22 protein-coding genes and 1 pseudogene are annotated in these 26,378 nt (G+C 41.6%); 4 read left to right on the plus strand and 19 right to left on the minus strand.

All coding sequences use genetic code 11. The features are described 5' to 3' along the window. Nucleotides 1-62 precede the first annotated feature (62 nt). Nucleotides 63-602 carry a hypothetical protein gene (locus tag INT03_RS04870; RefSeq protein ID WP_193007839.1) on the plus strand — a complete coding sequence of 180 codons (540 nt, stop codon included), beginning with the start codon at nucleotides 63-65 and terminating at the stop codon, nucleotides 600-602. A gap of 126 nt (nucleotides 603-728) precedes the next feature. Here the strand turns inward: INT03_RS04870 and INT03_RS04875 are convergent. The 12 genes and pseudogenes from INT03_RS04875 to INT03_RS04925 form a co-directional block, all read right to left on the minus strand. Next, nucleotides 729-3,998 (minus strand): annotated as a pseudogene (locus tag INT03_RS04875) (type I restriction endonuclease subunit R). Nucleotides 3,999-4,039: 41 nt separating this feature from the next. Then, nucleotides 4,040-4,420, minus strand: coding sequence for a hypothetical protein (locus tag INT03_RS04880; RefSeq protein ID WP_193007840.1), 381 nt, complete (start codon nucleotides 4,418-4,420; stop codon nucleotides 4,040-4,042). A gap of 30 nt (nucleotides 4,421-4,450) precedes the next feature. Further along, complete coding sequence (locus INT03_RS04885; protein ID WP_193007841.1) at nucleotides 4,451-5,761, minus strand: SEL1-like repeat protein; 1,311 nt, start codon at nucleotides 5,759-5,761, stop codon at nucleotides 4,451-4,453. Between the two features lie 141 nt (nucleotides 5,762-5,902). Further along, the gene (locus INT03_RS15000) at nucleotides 5,903-6,025 is read right to left on the minus strand and encodes a hypothetical protein (protein ID WP_264298298.1); all 123 of its coding nucleotides are present in this window, start codon (nucleotides 6,023-6,025) and stop codon (nucleotides 5,903-5,905) included. Nucleotides 6,026-6,059: 34 nt separating this feature from the next. Continuing rightward, nucleotides 6,060-6,680 (minus strand): hypothetical protein, encoded by a 621-nt coding sequence (locus tag INT03_RS04890; RefSeq protein WP_193007842.1) that lies wholly within the window; start codon nucleotides 6,678-6,680, stop codon nucleotides 6,060-6,062. A 36-nt stretch (nucleotides 6,681-6,716) separates the two neighbouring features. Next, nucleotides 6,717-7,475 carry a hypothetical protein gene (locus tag INT03_RS04895; RefSeq protein WP_226951669.1) on the minus strand — a complete coding sequence of 253 codons (759 nt, stop codon included), beginning with the start codon at nucleotides 7,473-7,475 and terminating at the stop codon, nucleotides 6,717-6,719. A 196-nt stretch (nucleotides 7,476-7,671) separates the two neighbouring features. Continuing rightward, nucleotides 7,672-8,442, minus strand: a complete 771-nt coding sequence (locus INT03_RS04900; protein ID WP_193007844.1) for a hypothetical protein — start codon at nucleotides 8,440-8,442, stop codon at nucleotides 7,672-7,674. A gap of 415 nt (nucleotides 8,443-8,857) precedes the next feature. Further along, on the minus strand, nucleotides 8,858-9,583 hold the full coding sequence (locus tag INT03_RS04905) for a hypothetical protein (RefSeq protein WP_060490493.1): 726 nt from the start codon (nucleotides 9,581-9,583) through the stop codon (nucleotides 8,858-8,860). A gap of 261 nt (nucleotides 9,584-9,844) precedes the next feature. Next, on the minus strand, nucleotides 9,845-10,450 hold the full coding sequence (locus tag INT03_RS04910; RefSeq protein ID WP_193007845.1) for a tetratricopeptide repeat protein: 606 nt from the start codon (nucleotides 10,448-10,450) through the stop codon (nucleotides 9,845-9,847). 206 nt (nucleotides 10,451-10,656) lie between these two features. Then, a complete protein-coding gene (locus INT03_RS04915; RefSeq protein ID WP_193007846.1) occupies nucleotides 10,657-11,415 on the minus strand; it encodes a hypothetical protein in 759 nt (252 codons plus the stop codon). Between the two features lie 66 nt (nucleotides 11,416-11,481). Next, on the minus strand, nucleotides 11,482-12,783 hold the full coding sequence (locus INT03_RS04920; protein WP_193007847.1) for a restriction endonuclease subunit S: 1,302 nt from the start codon (nucleotides 12,781-12,783) through the stop codon (nucleotides 11,482-11,484). Continuing rightward, on the minus strand, nucleotides 12,783-15,149 hold the full coding sequence (locus tag INT03_RS04925) for a type I restriction-modification system subunit M (RefSeq protein ID WP_193007848.1): 2,367 nt from the start codon (nucleotides 15,147-15,149) through the stop codon (nucleotides 12,783-12,785). Before INT03_RS04925 ends, INT03_RS04920 begins: the two co-directional genes overlap by 1 nt. 564 nt (nucleotides 15,150-15,713) lie before the next feature. Between INT03_RS04925 and INT03_RS04930 the strand changes: the two genes are divergently transcribed. Then, nucleotides 15,714-16,007 (plus strand): contact-dependent growth inhibition system immunity protein, encoded by a 294-nt coding sequence (locus tag INT03_RS04930; protein WP_193007849.1) that lies wholly within the window; start codon nucleotides 15,714-15,716, stop codon nucleotides 16,005-16,007. A 315-nt stretch (nucleotides 16,008-16,322) separates the two neighbouring features. Here INT03_RS04930 and INT03_RS04935 read toward each other — a convergent pair whose 3' ends face one another. Next, nucleotides 16,323-16,691, minus strand: coding sequence for a hypothetical protein (locus tag INT03_RS04935; RefSeq protein WP_109591524.1), 369 nt, complete (start codon nucleotides 16,689-16,691; stop codon nucleotides 16,323-16,325). A 35-nt stretch (nucleotides 16,692-16,726) separates the two neighbouring features. Here INT03_RS04935 and INT03_RS04940 point away from each other — a divergent pair, with 35 nt between their 5' ends. Next, nucleotides 16,727-17,527: an SIR2 family NAD-dependent protein deacylase gene (locus tag INT03_RS04940; protein WP_193007850.1), complete on the plus strand. Its 801-nt coding sequence runs from the start codon at nucleotides 16,727-16,729 to the stop codon at nucleotides 17,525-17,527. A gap of 128 nt (nucleotides 17,528-17,655) precedes the next feature. Here INT03_RS04940 and INT03_RS04945 read toward each other — a convergent pair whose 3' ends face one another. The 4 genes from INT03_RS04945 to INT03_RS04960 all read right to left on the minus strand — a co-directional run bounded on the left by INT03_RS04945 (nucleotide 17,656) and on the right by INT03_RS04960 (nucleotide 21,522). Beyond that, nucleotides 17,656-18,654: an adenosine deaminase gene (locus INT03_RS04945; RefSeq protein ID WP_193007851.1), complete on the minus strand. Its 999-nt coding sequence runs from the start codon at nucleotides 18,652-18,654 to the stop codon at nucleotides 17,656-17,658. Between the two features lie 211 nt (nucleotides 18,655-18,865). Then, nucleotides 18,866-19,390 carry a TPM domain-containing protein gene (locus INT03_RS04950; RefSeq protein ID WP_193007852.1) on the minus strand — a complete coding sequence of 175 codons (525 nt, stop codon included), beginning with the start codon at nucleotides 19,388-19,390 and terminating at the stop codon, nucleotides 18,866-18,868. 74 nt (nucleotides 19,391-19,464) lie between these two features. Beyond that, the gene (locus tag INT03_RS04955; protein WP_193007853.1) at nucleotides 19,465-20,628 is read right to left on the minus strand and encodes a TPM domain-containing protein; all 1,164 of its coding nucleotides are present in this window, start codon (nucleotides 20,626-20,628) and stop codon (nucleotides 19,465-19,467) included. A gap of 261 nt (nucleotides 20,629-20,889) precedes the next feature. After that, a complete protein-coding gene (locus INT03_RS04960; protein WP_045456163.1) occupies nucleotides 20,890-21,522 on the minus strand; it encodes a LemA family protein in 633 nt (210 codons plus the stop codon). Between the two features lie 1,194 nt (nucleotides 21,523-22,716). On the opposite strand from INT03_RS04960, the gene INT03_RS04965 reads away from it, so the two are divergent. After that, on the plus strand, nucleotides 22,717-24,264 hold the full coding sequence (locus INT03_RS04965; RefSeq protein ID WP_055125213.1) for an alanine/glycine:cation symporter family protein: 1,548 nt from the start codon (nucleotides 22,717-22,719) through the stop codon (nucleotides 24,262-24,264). Nucleotides 24,265-24,623: 359 nt separating this feature from the next. On the opposite strand, the gene INT03_RS04970 is transcribed toward INT03_RS04965, so the two are convergent. Both INT03_RS04970 and INT03_RS04975 read right to left on the minus strand, forming a co-directional pair. Further along, entirely contained in the window at nucleotides 24,624-25,229 is a 606-nt protein-coding gene (locus INT03_RS04970; RefSeq protein WP_055125212.1) for a fasciclin domain-containing protein, read from the minus strand. A 183-nt stretch (nucleotides 25,230-25,412) separates the two neighbouring features. Further along, on the minus strand, nucleotides 25,413-26,363 hold the full coding sequence (locus tag INT03_RS04975) for a fasciclin domain-containing protein (RefSeq protein ID WP_193007854.1): 951 nt from the start codon (nucleotides 26,361-26,363) through the stop codon (nucleotides 25,413-25,415). Nucleotides 26,364-26,378 lie beyond the last annotated feature (15 nt).

Here is a 26,378-nt window from a genome sequence, read left to right on the forward strand (position 1 = left end):
TTCATAATGGCAAGTAAGTAATGATATAGTCTATTTTTTTATGTAATATAAAGAGTTACAGAATGAAATTAAAATCAGTATTAACTAAGATAGGTGTTGGCATTAGCTGCTTTATGGCGGTGACGTTCTCACATGCAGCCCTTGAATGTAAAGACATTGAACGCAGCAATTATGATGCACATGAAAATATGCAAAAATTAGCCATAGAAGCGAGACTAATTGACGGTTATGTGTCACGTAATCATGAAGCTGTCATATGGGAGTTATGCGGTTATGGCGAAGAGGATAGTAATGCAGATGAGTTTGTAAAAAAGATGACTGATGCAGGTTATGTCAGGCGCTCTGAGGTGGAAAGCATTAAAGAAGTACTTGGACTTGATAAACGTTCACCCGCTGGAAAAAACTATGAGTATGCGTACATTAAGTTTATTAACGACATAGGATTATCGTCTGCTGAATCTAGTCATGCTGCATCTTTTTATGCCAACAAACCTAATTCAGAATGTGGAAAAACTGCTAAACGGGCGTTAGAGGGCGACCAAATAGCAATAAAAAAACTAGAAAAAGAAGATAATACTTGTACCTCAGGTTATGAAGATTAATAAAACAAAGATAAGATGTAGTGGTTTCTATCTATCATATTAAAAATTTCTCATAGACAAAGGCAAGTTCTAATCATCTGTCTTTGTCTATGAACACACTTGTTATTTTTATTATCGCGAATACCTCTAAGCACCCAGCTTCGTATCAAGCATCAATCTAATGAACTTTTTAAACTGGTTAGGATTAGACAATAAGTGCATGGTCATACCCTCATACGCCTCTTGGCTCTCAAACAGCGCATCCATTGCTGCATCAGGATAGCCGCCCAACATTATCTGATCGGTACTGTTATTACTAAACTGCTTTACCACGATCTCATTTTCTGTGACTTTATCCCAAATGGTGTTTTGAAAATTAACCATATCATTCTCGGTAAAGTCCTCGCCAGCAAACACCTCATTTAAGCGCTCAATGATTTGCGACAAGAATGCTTCTTTTATATCCTTAGGAGTTGCCGTACCAGCGCCGCCGCCAGCTTCTAACTCACCACTACCCTCCTGTAGCTTTAGATCCTGCTGGTGCAGCTTTGAGACGCGGTAATGACTCATAGCGATGTTGGTTAGATCAATATCATCCTCATTGTCCACACTTTCGCGTAATAATGGCCGCAGGTTACGGGCGTATAAGCTCAGCTTTTCCAGCTCTTTATCGTCATAGTCCACGATTTGCGACATAAACTCATATTGACGGGTAAATGTCCCTAAATCCTTTTTAAAGATTTCTAGCTCGTCTTGCTCAGTCTTAAAGCCTTTGTAGTCATTCTCGGCATTGGTCATCAGTACCACATCGCCCGTGGCTTTGGTGCGCTCAAGCATCACCTTCGCGTGCTGTGCTTGTTCACGTGCCAGCTTATAACGCTTCTGCCAACGCTCGACCGCAGGCTTGCAGTTATTACTAATGGCGGCGTTAGACTTGTTCTTGCTGTAGAAAGCGTCAACAAACTGCTCAACCTCATTCCATAAGAAGATACCACTGGTGCGTAGTTTTTCAGAGAGGTCAAACACCTGATCGGGGTCGGACACGTCCGCTAAATGCGCGGTCTCATAATACGGTTGGAAGGCTTCAAGGATATCATCAGGATCATTAAAGAAGTCGAGCACAAACGTGCCGCTCTCCGCCTTGCCCTTATAGGTACGATTCAGCCGTGAGAGGGTCTGTACGCAGTCCACGCCTGTCAGCTTCTTATCGACGTACATGGCGCATAGTTTCGGCTGGTCAAAGCCTGTCTGGAATTTATTGGCCACCAGCATCACTTGATAGTCGTCACTATCAAAAGCTTTACGCGTATCACGGCCTTTGAGACCGATATTCATATTATGCTCGGTGAACTTCTCGCCAAGTAATGCGCCGCTATCAGGGTCATTGTCGTTAAAGGTCACTTCACCTGAAAACGCGACCATAGCATTGATACCGCGGTAACTGTTATCACTAATATATTTATCAAAAGCCAGTTTATAGCGTACTGCCTCTTTACGTGAGCCTGTCACGACCATCGCTTTGGCTTGGCCGCCGAGTAAGCCTTTGATGTTGTCATTAAAGTGCTCAATAATGATCTTAACCTTCTGCGCGATATTATGCTCGTGCAATCGCACCCAGTTATTCAGCTTAATCTTAGCGCGGCGGGCATCGACCTCATCGTCATCGCTAGCCAGCTTTTGAGTGAGCTGATAGACCACTTTGTAGTTGGTGTAGTTCTTGAGCACATCTAAGATAAAGCCTTCTTCGATCGCTTGGCGCATAGAATAGACATGATAAGCAGCTGGTAGGTTATCGCTGGCGGCTGGCAAGTCAGGGTTAGGCAGACGGCCAAACAGCTCAATGGTTTTTGGCTTCGGCGTGGCGGTAAAGGCGTAATAGCTTAGATTCGGACTGCTACGGCGGGCGGCTAATTTGGCGTCCATCGCCTGATTGATGACATCTTCACTAGAGAGCGGCTTATCATCATCCGCCTTACTCTCTATATCACCTGAGACCAGCACTTCTTTGAGCTGGCGTGCGGTAGAGCCTGTCTGTGATGAGTGCGCTTCATCGGCAATGATGGCGTAACGGCGCGATTTTAAGACGCTAGAATCTTCGATAGCTTTGAGCACAAAGGGAAAGGTTTGGATAGTGACAATGATAATCGGCTGGGAGTTGACCAGTGCTTCGGCAAGCTGCTCAGACTTTGAGCCGTCACTTTCTTTACGGTTGATCTTACCGACTACGCCATCAGCATGTTCAAATTGATAGATAGTATCTTGAAGCTGGTCATCCAGTACAGTTCGATCAGTGATGACAATGACTGAGTCAAACTGCTTATCGCCGTCGCTGTTGTATAAGGTGGATAGCTGGTGCGCAGTCCATGCAATAGAGTTAGACTTACCTGAGCCTGCGCTATGTTGAATGAGATACTTTTGACCCGCGCCCTCATCGATAGCCGCATCGACCAGCTTGGTCACCACGTCCCACTGATGATAGCGCGGAAACATCATGGTCTCACGTTTGGACTTGCGCCCGATCGCGTCCTCTTCCTCTTCGATCTGCAAGTGCATAAAGTGACCAAGGATGGCGAGCAAATTATCAGGCGTCAGCACTTCATTCCATAGGTAATCGGTGGCATAGCGGCTGCTATCGGCTGGCACGTCATTACCCGCGCCGCCCTCGCTGGTGCCTTTATTGAACGGTAAGAAGTAAGTACTGTCACCTGCCAGCTTCGTGGTCATATAGACTTCATATTGACTGACGGCAAAGTGAACCAATGCGCCGCGCTTAAACGTCAGCAGCGGCTCAGGTTTCTTGGTATCTGGGTCTTTTGGCAGGCGGGTCTTCTTATACTGAGTAATGGCATTTTGTACCGATTATTTAAACTCAGACTTTAGCTCCATAGTTACTACGGGCAAGCCATTAATAAACAGTACGATGTCAATGCGGTTACGCTTGGCGGTTTTGCCGTCGCTGCCAACTGCTGCTTTAGTATGCGGGCTATAAACCACTTCAGGCACGATACGGCATTTATTGCTCTCATAACGGGCGATGATATCAGGGTTTAAATCATGCTCTGGCTTAAACTGGCATAAACTAAAACGCGCATTACGAATCTTTAAGCCATGCCGCAACACACCCAAGGTGCCATAAGTGCGCGAGGCTCTATCAGTCGCATTGATATCTGCTTTATTGAGCTGCTTGACCAAAGCCTCAATAAAGTGACGTTCACTATCGATAGGAAACACGCGGCAAAACTTGTCCCACTCATCGGGCTGGGTCGTCTGCACAAAGTCCAGCACGTCTTGCTCATATAGCGCGGTCGCTGTTTGATAGCCGCTGGCATGACCCAATTGCCAGCCATGTGCCTGCATCTGGTCGATTATATCGGCTTGGAAGACAGATTCGTAAGTGATATCGTGGGCGTTGGTCATGTTAAGTCCGTTTAGTTTTATTATTATTTTGCTTAAAATAATTAGGTCGAAAGCGCTATAAGGTCTGAATACTCTCTAGCAAATATAAAAAGCAGCACTAGCAGAAACGTTAATAGTAGCGTTCTATATTTTTCAGCGACTGCTCTTTTAGAAGTAAGTGCCTTATAAAAAATAAACAGATAAGGAATAATTACAATCCAAACATAGGGAATCCAAAGGAACATTAAAGTAATGGTAATATCGTCCAGCATATACTTAGCGGTACTACTAAAAAACTCTAAAGAAACAGCATAATTCGAGTCGTGCTTTTTGTACCCGCTGTAAGTTAAGTAAGCATTTATTAGATAAGCAATAATAGGGCTATAAATGAGCGCCCAGAATAGCTGCTTGTAGCACTTAGTAACTGGATCGGGATGATTCATAATTATATCTATTAATATGCGGAAGTCATTTTAAGGCATACCTAACAGTTTAGAGCCAAGACACGATTGCAAGTCACCATTGCCACAGCCTTTATCAAACCATTCCTTAGCCTGCACGTTGTCTTGCTTTACCCCTTGCGCCTTCATATACATCAGCCCCAGATTACGCGGGGCGAACGGATGATTTTGGGCGGCAGCTTGTTTAAATAACGTCATGGCGCGGGCATAATTTTGCGGTACGCCATTGCCCTCTAAGTACATCACAGCAAGGTTGTTTAGACCAGCAGCTTCACCTTGATTGGCAGATTGTTGTGACCACTCAAAGGCTTTAACATAGTTTTGCTCAACGCCTTGACCACTATAGTATGCCCAGCCCAAACCGCCCATACCCAATGCATTGCCATGGTTGGCAGACTTTTCATACCATTTAAAAGCCTCGGCATAATCACGCGCAACCCCATTACCGTTCTCATACATATAGCCTAAATTATTTTGCGCCAAATCCTCACCTTGCGCGGCGGCTTTTCGTAGCCAATACAGTGCTTTGGTATAATCCTGCGTCACACCTAAGCCTTTTATATAAAACTGTCCAATATTGTTTTGGGCAATTGCATGTCCTTGATCGGCAGCCTTTTGATACCATTTGGCTGCTTCGCTATAGTCTTGCGTCACGCCTAAGCCTGCTTCATACATCACGCCGATGTTATTGTGAGCGTCAAGATCTCCTTGCTCAATGGCTTTTTGATACCAGTCATAGGCTTTGGTAAAATCCTGATCGACCCCAATGCCGCTTTGATACAACAAGCCCAAACTGTACTGCGCCATCACATTATCTTGTGCGGCGGCGCGTTGATACCACTCGACCGCTTTGGCATAGTCAGGCGTCACGCCCAGTCCTTCTTGGTACACCGCGCCCATGCTATATTGCGCGAATGGCTCCTCTTGATTGGCAGATTTCTCGAACCATGCGAGCGACTTGGCATAATCTTGCTCTACCCCTAAGCCTTCTTGATACATCGCGCCAAGATTATATTGCGCTATGCTGTCGCCTTGATTGGCAGCCTTTTGGAACCATTCGGCGCCAGTAGCATAATCCTGCGGCACATACTCGCCTGTCATATATATCGCACCCATATCGTATTGCGCTGCCGCCACGCCCTGATCAGCGGCTTTTTTATACCACGCCACCGCTTTGTTAGGGTCTTGGGGCACACCATCGCCCATCTCATACATCGCGCCCATGCTATATTGAGCGGCGGCATGACCTTGTTCCGCCAGCGCTTTGGTACTGCTAAAACTGGTTGCATGCGCGGATAACGATAGCGCTAAAGCAGCGCTCAAAGCTATTACTTTGTGTCTGATTCTTAGCGGTACGATTGACACTTTCATTTTGTCCTCTACATATTAGGGCGGAATGGATATAGGGTATTTTATTTATATCAAGTTATTGTATAAGGGCATTCCCGTTGCTTAATACTATAGTCATAAACCGCTGGCATGACCCACTTGCCAGCCGTGCGCTTGCATTTGGATGACGATGTCAGCTTGGAAGGCAGATTCGTAGGTGAGGTTATGGGCGTTAGTAGCAGTACTTGTCTGAGTCATGGTGAGATTCTTATTATTAAGTTATGAATTGGGCTTATGAGATCAACCACACTTTATCGATTTCAACGATCTGTTGCTCCTGCCCTTTAATGCTTTCTTTTCTTAAAAATCTAATAGGGTCAATGTCTTGCAACATCTCTACATCTTCTTCATCAGCCATATCATAATAGTCAAGCCTTCGATAAAGTTTCCATTCAAAATGATCTAAGTATTCAGCGGTTTTTGAATTATAGTGAATAGAGCTTTGAATACCATTTTCGGGCTGCTCATCTATTGGCTCAAACGTATTTTGATAAAAGTCTTTGTAATCCTCTATCGCACAAACTACTTGTGAGCGACTGATGTACGTTTCAAATAGCCAGATTTGTAAATAATACGGGGTTTGCAACTTTTCTAGCGAATCTTTCCATGACTGATAGATATTTTGCACATTTTTAATCAATAGATATTCACAGTCGCCCATTGGCTCAGGATAGATACTATTAATCAAAGACAAGCGTGACCATGGAGCTACCAAAAACTTAACGTAATCTCGCTTTTCTTGATTTAACAGATCAACATCAAGAACTTTATTAGCTTCGCCCCATTTTTCAATAGTGCGCTTACGGCGGTTCAGGCCTCTTATTTTTCGATATCTTAATACGTTGTTTTTCATAGCTCACTCTATTTTTTGATACGCTTAAATCAAGCCTTAGGGCTCCTCACATACCATCTTCAAGCTCTTACCAAATATGGTTTTATTGAGCTGATTGTAGTTGTTAAAGACTTTTTCAGAGTCAGCATGATAAACCTGATCATTCACGCAATTACCAAAGCCAAAAGTTATCAAGTTTATTCTGGCATACTTAGCAGAGTTACTTACCTTTTCTTCCTGATAGCGCTGGGTCGCAATTTTACGATATCGTTCTAATTCATCAGCCCCATACTCGCTTGTTTCCAGAATTTGCTCTTCAACAAACTGTTTCCATCTATTTTGCACCGCCGCTTCGTTCTGCATGAAAGGTTCAATATAGTTTTTACACATCTGAGGGCTTTGTTTGAGGGCTTCACTAGGGTTTAGATAGCCTAAAATGACTAATCGATCTTTTTCATACTCTGCATCAATCGTTTTGAGTAAGTTTTGTTTATAGCCTTTCGCTTCAGGTACAACATCAAGACGCTCAGTATCACGCTTTACTTGCTTATACTCTTCGGTCGAGACATCTAAGTCTTTCATAGATAGTTTATCTAGCGCATCAACACTCATGGGTGAAGAGAAGCTTTCCAGATTTAATCTGGTTAAACGATCCAATACGAGATGGGAATTTTTGATTTGCTTGGCGCTGTACTTTTTATTATCAAAACTCCCTTTCATATCGCATAGATCGTCTTGCCATTTGTAGACTTCGGCTGTTGCAATACTAGGCACAGTCAGTAATACGCTTACCGCTATCAACGAATACCTTTTCATCATTGGAGTCCTTTTTTTCATTCGCCTTGCTTATTTTGATATTTATTAATCGAGCAAACATTTAACTCACTATTCTTTTTAGGATGCTTTTTAAAGCCAGTCAAATTGAATTAAACAATCAACCATACTTTATTGATACCAACGATCTGATACTTTCTACCTTTGATGATCTCTGTTCTTCACTTTTGCAAGAGGTCTACTCTTGGCGCATTGCGCATTGCGCGGTGTATTTACCGTCAAATATTTTATGATTAAGCTTTGCATAATTAGTAGACACTGTCTTTAGCTCAGGGCGATAAGCGGTACTCTTAACACAGTTGTAAAACCCAGAAGACACAATAGCGTTTCGTGCATAAAAATAAGCACTCAGTGACTTTTGTTTTTGATAATCTCTCATCTCAATCTTACGATAAAACTCATCACTCAAACTACCCGTACGTACTTTATCCTGAATATTTTCTTCCACCACTTGCTGCCATTTATTCTGCACTGCCGTTTCATCTTGCAATAAAGCCTCTACATAATGCTGACACAGCGGCGGGCTTTGCTTAAGCGCTTTACTAGGATTTTGATAAGCCAAAATAGCCAATTGTGCCGTTTTATATTCGCCATCAATAGTCTTAAGTAACTCTTGTTTATACGTCTGTGCTTCGGGCACTAACTCAAGTTGCTCTACATTACTTTTAGCTTGCTTATATTCTTTAGTCAGTACCTCTGGGTCTTTCGACGATATATTGTCTAAAAAAAGATTACTCATAGGCTCAGAAAAGCTTTCAAGATTTGCTCTCGTCAAACTGTTTAATACGAAATGAGAATTCTCTATTTGCTTGGCAGTATATTTATTATTATCAAAATCTCCTTGATATTGACAAGACTTCATTTCCGAACGCCACTCATAAGTTTGCGCTTGGGCAATGGTGGTGACTGCCATTGAGACAAAAATGGCGGCTGTCGTCATTGCTTTCATAAATGAAACTCCTTTGGTTATTTTGCTGGTTATGACATATAAACAAGCGCTTCATCTTTACATTACTGACGACTCATCCGCCCGCCAACCTCTCACATCAATCTTACTCGTAACGGCAGCAGAGATTAAAACGGTGCGGAGTCTTACATCAATTGAAATTAATTATGGATAGACACCAAATACTAACGCTGCTATCTGATAGCCGCTGGTGCGACCCAACTGCAAGCCTTGCGCTTGTATTTGAGTGACAACATCAGTTTGGAGTACAGATTCTTAGGTGACGTCGCGGCTCATGGCATTTTCTTATTTTTACTTTTGTTAAACGGTATATAAATATAGCAGACAAAATATCAGCTAGCGCTGGCAAAACCCTTTGTATGTTCCATATATTACATATAGCCGATAACCGCTATTTCTATTCTTTAAACGATTCTTCAAATTTATCTATGTATGATAGAAAAGCTGGAACCTCTTCAGATTTTGATCTGATACTAATATTTTCAAGAATACGACGGACAATATGTAGGTTTTTAATATCCTTAAGTGTTATAAATATAAGCATCATGTCTCTAACGACAGGAATAACTTGCTCCAAAATTTTAGGGTTATCACTCAGCTGAAAACGAAAAGATATTTTATTTAGTACTATCAATCTATTAGAAAGATTTGGATCCATTTGAAGAATCTCATACTTTAATAATAATGCTTCAAGTACTGCAACCTCTGTCAATTCATCGGTACAATCAATCCCTTCATCCACTACTGAGTCTATAATTTTTAAAGATTTATTGTATTCTTTCAATCCATATAGTGCTCTGGCTTTATCAGTATATGCCGCTCTTATAATTTTTTTATTATAGCCATCATGAATATCTTCAGGAAGATTTCCATGAGTATAAATATCAATAATTTTTTCACAAACTGATATAGCATTTTGATATTCTTCAAGCATAATAAGGCTTGTTGTTTTCCATGTTAAAGCAGCTTTGGCATGGGCGCGCTCTTGTGAATCTTCGCTATCAATGTATTGACAATATAAGTTATCAGCCAGCTCAATAGCCTCATGATAACTATCTTTAAGAAAAAGTTTTTGAACATTTCCTGCCATTTTGGCAGATTTAGATTTTAAAAACCAAAACATCATCTAGCCTTTTTATACAGTCTATTTTTTCAATAACCAATACTATGTTAGTTGCTATATCATCTAGCATCTTTGGTATAAAAGCATGCTGGACGATGCTAGCATAAAAACAAAACAATTGTACATTAAGAATAAAAAACCATCCTACCTTTTGGGTCGATTATCTAACGCTATGTGCTTACCATAGAATATGTTGTGTCTCATTGCTTTACTTTAATCAACCACACTTTATTCACTTCTGCTATTGTGTGTGGGCGTCCATTAATAACCACGTTCATTTAATCGTCTATATTGATCACAGCCATATTGATGACCCTTGTCACACGTTTTCCCGTACCATTCCTTTGCTGTAGATCGGTTTCGCTTAAGACCACCAAAACCTTCTTCATAAAAGTATCCAAGCATCCCTTGACCTTGTATGTTTCCCTGTTTTGCTGCCTTTTGAAACATCTTTCTTGCTAATACAAGATCTTGACGGACGCCTTCACCGTTGTAATATATTAAACCAACCTTAACTTGATACTCTACATTGCCTTGGTTTGCCCATTTTTTCATATCGGCCAAACTATCCTTAGCGTCAGAATATTTATTCTCATAGGATAAACGGCTACTTAGCGAGCCTATCTTATATTTTTTTTGCTTGGCATGAGCACTTAGGTTATCAATAGCTTTGGATATCTCATCATTACTATATACAGTAGCACTACTATTGGTAGCATATATATTGCGACTAGAACCATAAATTGCAGACGTAGAATCATTGCTAGTCGTGTGGGTCAAAGTGTTATTTTGTTGGAAAGTAGTTTCGACAGCGCCATTCACTTGGGCTGTACCCACTCCTAATAGTATCAATAGTAATCTTTTCATAACTTTCATACCTATGCCAGTCAACTTTAATAAAGTACTCTTATAGCGCGTAATTTTAGTTGTGCATTACGAAGGCTTTGTTGTCAGCCGCCCGCCAACCCCTCACATCAATCTTACCCGTAACAGCAGCAGATATTAGAGCGGTGCGGCATACTTGCACGAGTTCAATAATTTATTTAGTTTGACTAAAAAACGTAATCCAAGTTTTACGGCTCATCGCACATCTGCTTAAAGCTTCTACCAAACAAGGTTTTATTGAGCTTTTGCTGATTACTAAACACTTCATCAGAGTCAGCATGATAGACCTGCTCATTGACGCAATTACCAAAACCAAAAGTAACCAAGTTTATCTTGGCGTACTTAGTAGGGTTGCTGGCTTTTTCTTCCTGATAGCGCTTGGTAGCCAAACTGCGGTAATACTTACCACCATCGTCTGTGATATCTGCTTGTTTTTGAATTTGCTCTTCAACAAACTGCTTCCATCTATTTTGCACAGCCGTTTCATTCTTTAATAACGGCTCAATATAAGTTTTACACATTTGCGGGCTTTGCTTGAGTGCCTCACTGGGATTCAGATATCCCAAAATCGTCAATTTATTTTGTTTATATTCGCCGTCAATAGACTTGACCAACTCTTGCTTATAACCTTTCGCTTCAGGCACTACATCAAGTCGTTCAATATTGTTCTTAACTTTTATATATTCTTCAGTAAGCTTGTCTAAGTCTTTCATCGATAACTTGTCTAGTGCATCAATATCCATCGGTGGAAAAAAGCTATCTAGATTAGATCTTGTTAAGCTTTCTAATACTAAATGTGAATTCTTGATTTGCTTAGCGGTATATTTTTTACTATCAAAGTCACCTTCCATACTGCAAAAATCATCTTGCCATTTATAGGTCTGTGCTTGGGCGATGGTGGTCACGGCCATTGATGCCAATAGAGCTGCTACGGTAACTGCTTTCATCATATAACTCCTTTTATTAATTTTCTTGTTTATCAAACGCAATATGCGCTTAATCTCTATTTACAGCTACTCAGGCGCAACCCAACCCCGCACATCAATCTTGCCTGTGACGGCAGCAGATATTAAAGCAGTGCGGCGTTCTTGCATGAGTTGGATGTTGTACTCTGATTTTTTTATTAAATCATCAAATTGGTTATCCATTTTTTCAATTTTTTTAACTATTAAATCTTGCTCTTGTTTTGAAGGTAAGGGCATGAAAATACGACCTAGTTCGTCAAAATAAAGTCTCAAACGCATCTCCATTATTCCTCTAGACCATCGCTTAAACTCCATATTAGCCAATCTGGTTCTAAACAAATAATGATAAAACTTAGAATTAATATCTTTCGTTGCTCGCAAAATGTCATACGCTGGGCTAGTAACTCCTTCATAATCCGAATAACCTACAGCACCCATCCAAGCCAATAGTTTATTTACAACTATATCCCCTTTCTTTACTTTCCAGTAACCATCAGTCGTAGACGCTTTATTTCCTTTCTGCTCTAAATCTTTACGAGGGCGGACTCCAATTGCTGTATAAACTGATAATAGCTCATAATCGTTGTTTGAAGGTGCTGGCTCAGCAACTAATCTAAAAAATCGTTTTGCAGGCAAAATCTCCCAATGCTCAGGCACATCTCCCAACCACTCAACGCCCGAATCTTTCATCGGCGCATCAGGGTTTAAGCCTTTCGTCACCGCATGACTGATCACCGCTTGGCGCTTTTCTTTTAACAGTTGGATAAGGGTTTGCTGCTTTTCGATTAAGGTATCGATTTGGGCAGTTTCATGGTCGAGGAAGTTAGCGATTTGGTTTGCTTTATATAAATCAATTTTTGGAATAGATAATTGCCCCAATCTTTCCGAGTTTAGAATTTTAACTACATTACCAGTAGCCATCTGCTCTAGTTCGTTTCTAGCTGCAAGTAATAAATAATAATTATATTTTGAATTATCTTTAAAGCTGACAGCGGTAATTTGCTGATTAGTCATAATAGTTTTGGACGCATATCCAGCCTTACCAATCGTACCTATACAGCACAATAAAACTGAGTTTTTAGCAACTTTTCTTTGTGTTTTCCAACCCAGTTTAGTTAAATATTTTGTTCCGCAAACTTTTTCGGTATTTTCTTTTATATCTTCTGGTCGCACCCATTCATATATTGTCACATCATCAGAGTAATATGCGCTAATAGCTGTAGATGGTGTCATTCCAGTAATGAATGAAGCTTTTCTTTTTAGACTTATAGTAGACCAATCCTTAGGAATCTCTCCCAACCACTCAACCCCTGATTCTTTATATTGTTCATATTGCTGATACTTTGCCATTATGAATGCACCTCACCCAATAACTGCATAATCTCGCTACTCACCGCATCCAAGTCCGCATCGATATCAGCAAGCGCGCGCGGTGGCTCATACACATAGAAGTGACGGTTAAACGGTATCTCAAAGCCCACAATGCCGATATCTTCATCGATGGCATCTGTCTTATCAGAATTGATCCACGCATCAGGCACATGCGGCTGCACTTCACGGGCGAAGTAACTTTCAATTAGCTCAGTGGTCGTCACCTCAGGATTGAGCGGCACGTTTTCGTAATCACGTAGATCGCTGTCTGTTTGGAACTCTACAATCTTGGTCTTGCTGGCAGGATCGGTGTAGCTAAACGCACCATAGAGCGGATTGGCAACCTTGACCGCTTTTTTGATGACGGGTTCTGCCTCAGGGTTTTTCCAAGTTATCGCATCCATCAGCTGCTTTTTCTCTTTGGTGTCTAAGCTAACCTCAGCGTCTTTTAACGCTTGCTTAAACACTTTTTCAAACTCATTGAAATCATCGAATTGGTTTTCACCAATCGCCGCTTGCAAGGCTTTGGCTTTATTCATGATCTCAAGCTGATCTCGCCATACTTTAGAGTCAAGCACGTCTTTGATTTGCTTTTCTTTTAGCTCAGAGAAGTCCGCCTTAATCATCGCACGCGCCTCAGTCGTGACCGCTGATAAGTCGCCGTAGCTGTTACTGTTGCTATCAGTCGTCCAATTACCACCAAATGCCTCATACAGCGCTGGCATGACCATATCAAATGGTTTAGGCGCATAACGTAGGGTCTCTAACGCGCTATCTGACAGCTGAGCAGACAGACGTAGCAGGCGCTCAATCGTGATACGGCGATAGCCAAACTCATGAGTGGCAAATATCTTACTGGCAAAGGTTTTGGCGGGTTCGGCTTTAGGATTGGCAGACTGACGGCCACGGTTAGACTTCACCTCTTCATGCTTATCTAGCACACGCGCATCAACCACTTCAAAGTCACCAAAGCTACGGATAATGGTCTTTATGTCGTCATCGCTCATCTCGTTACGCTTAGAGCCAAGTGATTTACGCATCTTGCCGTATAGGTTACTGCCATCGATCAATTGCACATGACCTTTACGCTCAGCGGCTTTCTTATTGCTTAGCACCCATACATAGGTAGCGATACCCGTGTTGTAGAACATATCGGTAGGCAGGGCGATGATGGCCTCTAGCAAATCAGCCTCAAGGATGTAACGGCGAATCTCACTCTCGCCACTCCCTGCGCCGCCCGTGAATAGCGGTGACCCATTTAAGATAATACCGATACGGCTGCCTTGGTTACTATTTTGACCATTATTAGCTTCTTGCTCATTAGTAGTGATCGGACGCATCTTGCTAATCAAATGCATCAGGAACAATAGCGAACCATCAGACACGCGTGGCAAGCCAGCCCCAAAACGACCGTCAAAGCCCTTTTGTGTATGCTCATCGTTTATCTCACCGGATATCTTTTTCCAATCGACCCCAAACGGCGGGTTAGACAGCATGTAGTCGAATTTCTCAGCGACCAGCTGATCACTAGACAAAGTATTGCCCAGCTTAATATTATTCACTTCTTGCCCTTTGATCAGCATGTCGGCTTTACAGATGGCGTAAGACTCAGGGTTGAGCTCTTGCCCATAGGTACGCATGACCGCATCAGGGTTTAGCTCTAGCACGTACTCCATACCAGAGGATAGGAAACCGCCTGTACCTGCTGTAGGGTCGTAAATGGTGCGAATAATGCCGTCTTTGGTCAGCGCGTTATCATCTTCCATAAACACCAGTGAAGTCGTCAGTCGCACGATATCGCGCGGGGTAAAGTGTTCCCCTGCAGTCTCGTTCGAGCTTTCAGCAAAGCGGCGGATCAGCTCTTCAAACACAAAGCCCATTTCATGGTTAGAGATCGCCTCAGGGCTAAGATCCGTAGTGGCAAACATCCGCACCACTTTATATAGTAAGTTGGCATCGGCCAGTTGCCCGACAAACTCTTCAAATTTGAAGTGCTCAAATATCTCACGCGCGTCTTTAGAGAAAGATTGCACGTAGGTGTTTAAGTTGTCTTTAATATCGCTCTGACCCATCTTGCTCAAATCCATGGGCGAGGTATTATAAAACGCATGCTTGCTGGCACGAATGATGAACTTCTCTTGTGCTTCCTCTGGCAGACCTTTTTCAGCGATACGCTCACTCTCAGCCACCACAGCAGCTTTGGTGTCTGCTAATACGCACTCTAGGCGGCGCAGTAGTGTAAATGGCAGGATGATGCGTCCGTATTGAGATTGCTTAAAGTCACCACGTAATAGATCAGCGACAGACCAGATGAAAGCCGCTGTTTGAGAGAAGTTTTTGGTCATTAGAGTGTCTTATTGTTTGTTGGGCAAGGATAAATACTTTGGATGATATGACAGGCTTAAAAATTGGCTAACACGTACTGCGATGGAATATATCGACTTATGACGGTCTATAAAAATTATTGTATGATAGTAGAGGATATGAACGCTAGTTTGCAAACGCAATTAAGGCTTTTATTGGATAAAAGTATTCTTATTTAAATAAAAGAATTCTTTTAATGTCTGGATACTGCTTTTGGAAGCAAGAAATTGAGGAAGCAGGGAAATGAGGAATAAAAATGCGCTTTTTTATACCTTTATTTCAAAGTGGAAAACCACCTCTAAGCTAATAAAATAAATAGCTGACGTTGGAAGCGGAAAAATTCTCAGGAAGCAGAAAGTGGAATAATTAACATTCTACAGTAGCGGCTTTAAATGTAGGATAGTACACTAGAAAGGAATCCAGATTTACTCACAGTGACCGACCTATAAATACAACTAGATAGCTATTGGAGATTGAAACCCAACGCCTTTCAAAGTAAAAATGCGACTGCTTACACTCATGAATGTTATGTACTGGGAAATATTGTGATTAATACATTTATATATCTGATGAATGCCTACTTGTATCAAAATTGGTGGGCAGAGTATTCTGATCCTAAAGTGAATGACGCAGATGTTCTCATTCATTTTGCGAGTAAGGAAAATCTAGATATCTTAAATAGCTTAGTTCAAGACCTCGAGTATATATTGGCCAATGATTTAGCAAAAAAAGTTTTTGAAAACAATACTTTTGATTTCGATCCATTATTAAATGGTTATGCTAGTGAGCAAGCATGGATTGAGTCAGCTTATAAGACGCTAATGGCTGAAATTAGATAATTGACTTTCATCAGCATAATTATTTTGTAAGTAGCTATGAGTAAGCTTCCAAGTTATAAGCCGAGAGTAACGATATTAAAATGTTGTACATAACGTTGTACATATAATTAATAATTTATTTAAAACTATTTAATATCAAATACTTACCATAAATGATTGACTCCCGCCGAGCGCACCAATCATCGTATTAATAATCTTTGTTTCATCCTTCCCTAGTAACACCCTAAATCTTGAATATCTATCAAATCCGTGCTCAAAATATTTGCGGCTTTTCTGTGCCTATAGATTTTAGAATCTCTCACCTATAACACTCGCCTATTCTGCTTGCTGCAAATTAGCTGCTAGCTGGGCACGGTTAGGCACACGATGATAATTAATCACGGGCACGTTACCCAACAGGCGCTGACCTGAAGCAATTTTCTTATCCATCGTAATCATTGCAATTTTCCTGTCTTGTTTACTGAGCAATAAATGATTGGTCTTGCGTGTGACTCGATAATCAGGAAAATACTGTTTGATCAGCACGGAGGTTTTTTGCAGGTCGTCATTAATAGGTTTTTTCACGCTTTTAGACGATTTATTATGAATTGTCTCACCCACTTTTACGCCGCGTGACTTTGCCAACAACCATAAAGCGGCAATAACGGCAAACAATATGACAAGCCACCAAATTCCATCTATCATTAGAAGAGATATCCATTATTAGCAAGGGTTGGCTCATGTTAGCAGAATTATCACCAGCGTTAATAGCAGAAGTAGAACTTGCTGCTAAATTATTGACATCCAAACAGCATATTTGCATCTTAACGGGTGCAGGGATTTCAGCCGAAAGTGGCATTCCAACTTTTCGAGATAAGCAAACAGGCTTGTGGGAAAACTATGGTGTGGAAGACTTGGCGACACCTGAGGCTTTCACTCGTGATCCAAAACTGGTGTGGTCATGGTATCAATGGCGCAGGCAATTGGTCGCAGATAAAAAACCGAACCCTGCACATGTTGCCTTAGCGCAGTGGCAATACCATACTCAGTCGTCCAATCAATCATTAACGCTTATCACTCAAAATGTTGATGATTTACATGAGCAAGCTGGCAGTATGGTAACTCATTTGCATGGCAATCTGTGGCATAACCGCTGTAGTCAATGTGAGACAGCCTGCCAAGGTCAATCGAGGGCTTCGTATCATAGCGAGGATACAATCAATTTTGATGACACACTGATGACCTGTCCACATTGCGGTGGCTATATCAGACCAGATATCGTTTGGTTTGGCGAAGCATTACCAGTACAAGCATGGCAAACGGCAGAAGATGCGGCGGCGAACTGCGAGGTATTTCTCAGTATTGGCACCTCCAGTCTCGTCTATCCTGCCGCTGGACTCGCACAGTTAGCGAAGCAAAATGGTGCCAAAATTATTGAGATAAATCCCAATCCAACGCCGAATACTATTGTGGATATCACCTTAGCAGAAAAAGCTGGTGTGATTATGCCGTTATTAATCCAGAAAATCACTGCGCTCTAGTCGCCTGAACCTAAGTTACTTGCACCTAAGTCGCTTGAACCTAAAAAGCATACCGTGTAAAAAAGAAAAGGCTTAACGATTGATATCAACCGTTAAGCCTCGGGTACTAAAATCTAATCATAGTTGATTTACTTTAGTGCCAGATCAACTTTCGCCAAATATGCTGCTTTTAATTCATCACTAATAAATGAGGCATTAAAGGAGTTCTTTACCAAAGTAACAACATCATCTTCTGTTAGCGGTAAATTTTCGCATATATTTATAAAGTTCTGATTCATATAACCTTTGAAATAGGCTGGGTCGTCTGAGTTTATGGTGATATTTAGACCATAATCTAGCAGCTCTTTGATATTGTGTTCTTTGTAATGATCAAAGACTTTCAGCTCAATATTTGAGTTCGGGCAAACGGTCAGCGGCATTTGCTCGTCTTTAAGTCTTTGCATCAACTCTGGGCTTGTTATCGATTGCACACCATGATCGATTCTATTGATATTTAATAAGTCCAGCGCTTCGTAAATGTACGAAAAATCTGCTTCTTCACCAGCATGGGCGACCAGCTTAAAACCTGCTTCTTTAGCTTTTTTGAAGACATCTTTGAATTTCGATGGTGGATTGCCCAGCTCTGACGAATCAAGACCGACACCGATGATATCATCTTTGAATACCAGTGCTTGCTCTAAGGTCTCAAACGCTTCTTCTTGTGATAAATGCCTTAGGAAACACATGATAATACAAGAGGTGATACCATATTTTTCTTTGGCATCTGCAAGCGCTTCTTTGATGCCTGTTATCACCACTTCAAAAGGTATGCCTCGGTCAGTATGCGTCTGCGGGTCAAAAAATATCTCTGTGTGAATGACATTATCTTCAACACACTTAAGTATATATTCCCACGTTAAATTATAAAAATCGTCTTTAGTGATCAGGACATTTGCGCCTGCATAGTAGATATCTAAGAAGGTTTGCAAGTTGGTGAAGTTGTAGGCGTTGCGCACATCTTCTATGTTTTTATAGGGAATCTCTATCTGGTTCTTTTTGGCCAATCTAAACATCAGCTCAGGTTCTAGTGAGCCTTCAATATGTAAATGCAACTCAGCTTTTGGTAATTTCTTTATTAAATCAATCATAGGATTCCAGTGACGGCTTTTTGTAGTAGAGTACTTTTGATAAGTGCTTTTGAGAAGTGCCTTTATAAATGCAAAGCCTGTATAGACGCTTGAGCAATATATCAATCACCCTCGATTTCTAGAGGCGCTATTATATTGTAATTGATGCCTAAACCCTATAAAAGAACACGATGCTAGCAAAATAACAAGCCATCAGATTCCCTCATCAACGTTACTTCAAAAACACCACAGTATCAGACAACTCGTTACCCGCTGGATCCTGATCCAAATGATAATACTGACGCAGCACTTGCCCAACTTCATCTAACAATTCAGCCAAGCTTTCTTCGGTTTTTTGATTGGCAATACCCGACACGGCCTTATCACACATCGCCCGCCAAACGGTGGGGCTGACATGAGCACTGATACCACGATCAGCTACGATCTCTAACTGATGCTCGCAAATATTGACATACACCAAGACGCCCGTATTCTCTTCAGTATCCCAAACTCGATACTCACTAAACAGCTCAATCGCACGTTCGCGACAGCCAATATAGTACGCCTCTTGAATCGGCAGATGGTTTTCTACAATCAAAAACACCTCACCGCGATGCCCTCGCTCTGCACGGGTCACCTCGTCTGTCAAACGTGCTTTGGCTGCTGCTGTTAACCATTTACTATGCAATATAGGAATAAATAAGACTTGACGCCACCAGCGGGCAAAACTGGGATTTGACGCGTTGTTTTCTGACATTTTACTATTTCCTCAAATACGTCATTACTGACGGTCGTTTAGTATCCGTTTTTACTTAAGCATCTACCAAGCGTCTACCACGAGCCACCAGCACCGCCGCCGCCAAAACCACCGCCGCCACCACCGAAGCCGCCGCCGCCGAAACCACCACCTCCAGAGCCGCCGCCACCGCCCATACCAGGTAGGAATATCATACCGCCGCCTCTACGACCGCCGCCAGATCCACCTTTACCACCACCGCCGCCACCTCGTGAAATCAAAAATAGCCATAAGAAGATAGCCATGATAACGGTCATAAAAAACCCACCGCCTAAGGCTAACGATCCCGCAAAAAAACCACCAGCAGTAATAATAGAACCAAATACACGACCAAAAATACTGGTAATAAAGCTTCCAAATATCATCGCCATAATAAATAAAAATATGGGTGATGGTAGCTCGTCTGAACCTTGTTGTGCACTACGCTCAGCTGCTTGCGCATCAGCACGAGCCAATACCTCAGGATCAGCAGTCAGCCGCGTTTTGAGTGCGTCAACGCCAGCTATTATCCCAGCGCCATAGTTATTTTGCTTAAATAACGGCGTGATATCTTCACGAATAATACGATTGACGGCAGCATCTGGTAAGACACCTTCTAGTCCATAACCCGTCAAAATGTACATATCACGGTCATTGACGGCGACTACCATGAGTAAGCCATCATCGACGTCTTTATTGCCCAGCTGCCACTTCTCAGCTACTTGTAGAGCATAGTCAAAGATAGGAACACCATTGGTCGTAGGCACGATAACCACCGCTGCTTGCGCAAGACCTTGCTGATAAATATTTCTAAGCTGCGCCTCTAGACGCTGTTTTTCTTGCGGATTTAGAATATTAGCCTGATCAACGACAGGATTATTTAATATAAGTTTATCGGCATCGACACTGGGTGCATTCGACTGTATAGGAGAAGGATTTGCGGCTGTAGACCCAACTGTTGCCTCATTATTAGCCACATTAGGGTTGATCGCCTCATTACCTAAAATGGCATCATTGATTGCATCATTACCCAATACAGCGTCATTGATCGCTTCATTAGACTCGCCCGCTTTGGCAATCGCTACCAAGTCCTCAACACTACGATTTTGCATGTCTGAGGTGCTATCAATGGCTTCATTAGGCGCAGCATACAACACAGGCGCACTACTGACGCTGAGTGTGAACAGTAATACTGATAGGATTGCTTTTGAATTGTTCATCTAATCTATACCACCTCAAGTGACATCTGTACTTAGTGAATCTACGTGAGACCATTCACAAAAATTAGCATAGCAAAAAAACCAAATTTGACATAGCTAATCGTACTTTTTGGATTTGATATTCATTTAATAGGCATTCATATCCATCAATACCTTTAAAAATGTGGCTAAGCAAACTAGTGGCTAACTAAGCTAAACGATAAAAATGTAAACAAACAGAGTGGCAAATCCCGCTCTGTTTTCATCTCTATTTAATCACCACTACTCAGCTGTCGCTGACTTATCATCACCGAAGTCAACACTTGGTGCGGTTGAAATAGCGTCTTCATTCGCCACGCTAAAGTTTGGCTTGGCATTCATACCAAATACTTTTGCTGTAATGTTGGTTGGGAACTGGCGCACCGTCGTATTATAGCTTTGCACTTCTTGAATATAACGGTTACGAGCAACGGCAATACGGTTTTCAGTGCCTTCGAGCTGGGCTTGTAAGTCTTGGAACAAAGCATCTGACTTTAACTCAGGATAACGTTCAGAGACAGCCATCAAACGTGATAGTGCACCTGTCATCTGTTCCTGTGCCGCTGCATAACGCTCCATCGCTTCTGGATCATTCAGTACTTCTGGCGTCACCGTAATGCTACCAGCACGAGAGCGTGCCTCAGCTACTTGAGTAAACACTTCTTGTTCTTGCTCAGCATACTGCTGCACGACTTTGACTAAGTTTGGCACCAAATCAGCGCGGCGTTGATATTGGTTCACCACTTCTGACCACGACGCGGTAACTTGCTCATCTTGAGCTTGCAGGTTGTTGTAGCCACAACCGCTTAGACCAACGGTAGACGTCGCTAACACGGCTGCCAGCAATATGGGTTTTACAATTGATTGACGCGTCATCATTGTTTCTCCTAATAATGGTAAATAATAAATAGCCAGTAACACTTTTTTAATAATTTTTTAAAGCTTGTATTTTGAAGCTGATACATGAGGTCATGCAAATGTATGTCTATTTATATTGAAGCCGTATATTTTTTATAATAAAGGCACATCACTTATATTAAAGCCACACTAAACATAAAAAAAGCAGTTAATGAGTACGATAGCAATCGTATGCCGCCCTATGATCTCGTCTTATCAACGAAACGAAACTATAGGATAAGATATCTTACACAATGATGGCGCTATCTCAGTATTTTTACAATTAGCCGTTACCAAAACACAACCGCAAAACCACACTGCTATCCCATGACTATTGCTCGTTTTTATTACCTATCATTGATAACATCTACCTCACAAATACCATCGAACCACTGGCATTATCTTTAGTGCATAGCTTGTCCAGTATAGAGAAGTGACAGATAAGCGATTAATGATCGCTCTGTTTTTCTGTAGTCGATGTGGCTTTATCTATTGTTTCGATATCTAACGACGGTTAAAACATACGATATTTTATCGTTATTTGTAGTCATATCTTCCTGACTCAATATGAATATATATGCTTCTGTACAAAGAAAATTCTAGTAATTACGACAAAAATATGGCAAATTGCAGTTACGTAGCCGTACGGTTTGAATACATTTGGTAGTGGACTTATGGCTTGATTAGTATTAGCGAGTTGTTGATTTCTATGTAAAATATTACTCAATTATTAGAGATTCGCTTAATCGTTTCAATCAGCCACACTGACCCTGTAGTCAATCGATACCGCTCACAAAAAGTTGAATGCTATCGGCATGATAAGTATTTAATATTATAACCGCCTGTTTTATCCACCGGTCTACTGAACATTCATCTCAGATATTAAGTGATAAGATAAATGTCGCAGTAATTGAGACAGCTTACGCCTTGCAACTATGCTGATACGCATATCGTCGGTAATAAGCTTAAGCAAACTGTCAATATTACTGATAAACCAAGCGGATAACGACAGACAACTACAGTCCATTCTTAGTGGCTAAGCGCGTATGAGACTTAACGGATATACATGAGTCAATGTAGATAATTTAACTGCTTAACTTAAATAAGTAAGTTAACCAGTTAGCTTACTCCTAGCATACAGAGCCACTTTGAGACAGTACTAGGAATATACATATGGAAGGTTTAGTTAACTTAGTAAACGGAATTATCTGGAGCCCCGCACTGATCTATCTGTGCTTGGGCGCGGGCCTATTTTATTCCATTATGACGCGCTTCGTACAAGTGCGTCTGTTCGGTGAAATGATCAAATTACTCTTTACTGGTAAATCTAGTGATCAAGGTATTTCATCATTTCAGGCACTTGCCGTATCACTCGCAGGACGCGTGGGTATGGGTAACATCGCTGGGGTAGCTGCGGCTATCGGTTTCGGTGGCCCAGGTGCCGTATTTTGGATGTGGGTCGTGGCCTTCTTAGGCGCATCTACTGCTTATGTTGAGTCTACGCTCGCACAGATTTATAAAGAAAAAGACGTCATCACTGGCGAATATCGCGGTGGCCCAGCTTACTATTTTGAGCGCGCACTTGGCCAAAAATGGTATGGCATCCTCTTTGCAATCTCATCTATCCTCGCTTGTGGTATATTTTTACCAGGTGTACAGGCAAACGGCGTTATCAATGCTTTCGCACAGGTAATGGGCGAAGGGTCTGTTATGAGCATTGGCGCCTTAGAAGTTGGCTCAATGCGTCTAGTAGCCTTAGCCATTATCCTTGTGGTATTAGGTATTATCATTTTTGGTGGTATCAAGCGTATCGCAACGTTTACCGAGTATGCCGTTCCTTTTATGGCATTGGGCTATATCGTCCTTGCACTGATCATCATGTTTACTAACTTTGATATGATTCCACAAGTATTCGGTCTAATCGTTAGCGATGCCTTTACTGCTCAAGCAGGTTTTGGTGCAGCGATTGGTTGGGGCGTAAAACGTGGTATTTACTCAAATGAAGCAGGTCAAGGTACAGGTCCTCATGCTGCTGCTGCTGCTGAAGTTGAGCATCCATCACAGCAGGGTTTGGTTCAGGCATTCTCAGTATATGTCGATACCCTATTAGTATGTTCTGCTACTGCCTTCATGATCCTAACCATGGGTACTTACAACATTCAAGGAACATTACCAGACGGTCAATTCATCGTACAGAACGTCGCTGCTACTACTGAAATCAACGCCCCTGCATTCACGCAAATGGCGATGGAATCTGTTTATGGTGGTTTTGGTAACACCTTTATCGCTATTGCTGTCTTCTTCTTTGCCTTTACCACTATCTTGGCTTACTACTACATCGCTGAAGTGAACGTTGCTTATCTAACTCGCTTTGTCGGTCGCAGTGCCAACAAGACTGGTCTATTCTTAGTCAAAATCTTAATCATGGTGATGGTTGCTTACGGCGGCCTAAACTCAGCTGGCTACATTTGGGCTATTGGTGATATTGGTGTTGGGCTTATGGCTTGGTTGAACATCGTTGGTATTTTGGTCATCTTCATTGTGGCTCGTCCAACACTTACCATGCTGAAAGACTATGAAGCACAGCGTAAAGCAGGTGTTGAGCGCTACAGTTTTGATCCTGCAAAATTCGGCATCAAAAACGCCCCTTATTGGGAAGAGCGTCATCTAAAAGAGCAACAAAGAATGGCAGCGGATCCACTACGCAAAGAGCATAAGTAATATTCTATAACGTAGCTATTATTCTTTAACATAATTGTTATTCAAACTTCCAAAGCAAAAGCCCGAAACAGTCGTTTCGGGCTTTTCTGTTTCAAACCTTTGCATTCATAAGCCTTCAATAGATATCTTACATAAGTCATCATTACTCTTTAAACTTGCATTAGTGTGAACCAATGAGAGGCTCATTTATCTTACTCTCCACTACATTGAACCGTTTTCATGCGACTGACTTATATCAATGCTATGGTAAACATTAGGTATCCCCCAAACGCAAAAAAGCCCAGCTCAATAGCTAGGCTTCTTTGACGTCATTATTTAAATAATTAATTAATCATAAATAAAGAGACTATAGAAACAACTTACTCAGGCATCAATACTGCATCGATAGTGTGAACCACACCGTTCGTTGCCATGATATCTGTACCAGTAATATTAGCCGTATTACCAGTCGCATCAGTGATGACATTAGCATCACTAATATTGATAGTAGCACCATTTACAGTAGCAACATCAGTACCATAAGGAATGTCAGCTGCCATAACGACCATAGGTACTACGTGATACGGAAGTACTTTTTTCAGTAGATCTGTATCGGCTAATAGCTCTTCTTTAGTAACGCCTAGCTTCTCTAACACAGGAGCAAATGCATCATCAGTTGGTGCAAATACCGTATAAGTCCCAGCATCCATCATCATTGTATCTAAACCAGCAGCTTGTAATGCAGCCGTTAGAATCGTTAGATTTTCGTTGCCAGCTGCTATTTCAGCAATGCTTTGCGTCGCAGCAGTATCGGCCATTGGATCGGCTTCAGTCATTGGCTCAACTTCGGCAACAGGCTCTACAACCACTTCTTCAGTAGTCACTTCAGGCTCAACAGGATCAGTAGCTGCTTCTTTATCATTACAAGCGGCTAATGACATGGCAGCTGTAACGACAGCAATAGAAAGTAAGTTTTTCTTCAACATAAGTATTTCCTTATAAAGGGATGGTCTGTTAAGTGACTTGTTTGATAAATAACTTAACCCAGTTAATGTATATAACAGCGAACCACTTATCTGTTGCAAATGATAGCAACTAAACAATAGTAATAATGTCGCCTCTGCTATACCAATAACTATAATTTTAACTGATTAATTTTGGATTAATGCTTACTTAGGTAGCAACACTGTATCGATCACGTGTACAACTCCATTGTTCGCTTGTATATTCGCGGTCACAATATTAGAGGTACGATTTCTCCCATCGGTAATTTGTTTTTTAGCGTCAAATGTGATGCTACTGCCTTCTAGCATCTCTTGACTGCCTGCCATAATTTCAGAGGCAAAGACGCGGTCGTCTTCAATTACATGATAGGTGAGCACTTTCGTCAACAACAGCTTATCTTGTAATAGCTGTTCTTTACTTATCTCAAGTTCAGCTAATAATTTAGCAAAAGCGGCATTGTTTGGTGCAAAGACGGTAAGGTCAGCATCTTCATCAGCGAGGGCATCAGCCAATCCTGCTGCTACCACCGCTTCTTTGAGGATACTGAGATCCTCTGTGGCAACGGCCAGATCCACTATAGACTTGTCAGTAGGTAACAGTACGTCGTCAATGAGGTGAATGACGCCATTAGTGGCCAATACATCTGTTTTGATAATTTTAGAGGTATCCCCACTTGCATCCATAATGACATTGGCATCACTAATAGAGAATGCTTGACCATTGATTGTTTCGATACTGTCGCCATAAGGAATGTCAGCAGCTTTGACTGTCATATTGGGAATAACATGATAAGTTAAGACCATGGTTAATAGCTCTTTATCAGCCAATAACTCTTCTGATGTCACATCAAGCTCTTCCAATAATTGAGCAAATGCAGCATCAGTAGGTGCAAATACAGTAAATTCGTCCTCTGATGACATCAAAACTTTATCAAGTCCAGACGCCTTTAACGCAGCGTTAAGAATGGTTAAATCTTTATTTTCAGCAGCAATTTCTGCAATATTTTGTGTTGGCGCTTCTACAACAACTGAAAAATCATTGTCGTCGTCATTACAAGCGGCTAGCGGCAAAACGGTCATGGCAAGCGCCAGAGATAATAGGGTTCTTTTTAGCATGAGTATATCCTTATG

Origin of the sequence: Psychrobacter sp. PG1 (genome assembly GCF_014897815.1) — a bacterium.
Classification (GTDB): Bacteria; Pseudomonadota; Gammaproteobacteria; order Pseudomonadales; family Moraxellaceae; genus Psychrobacter.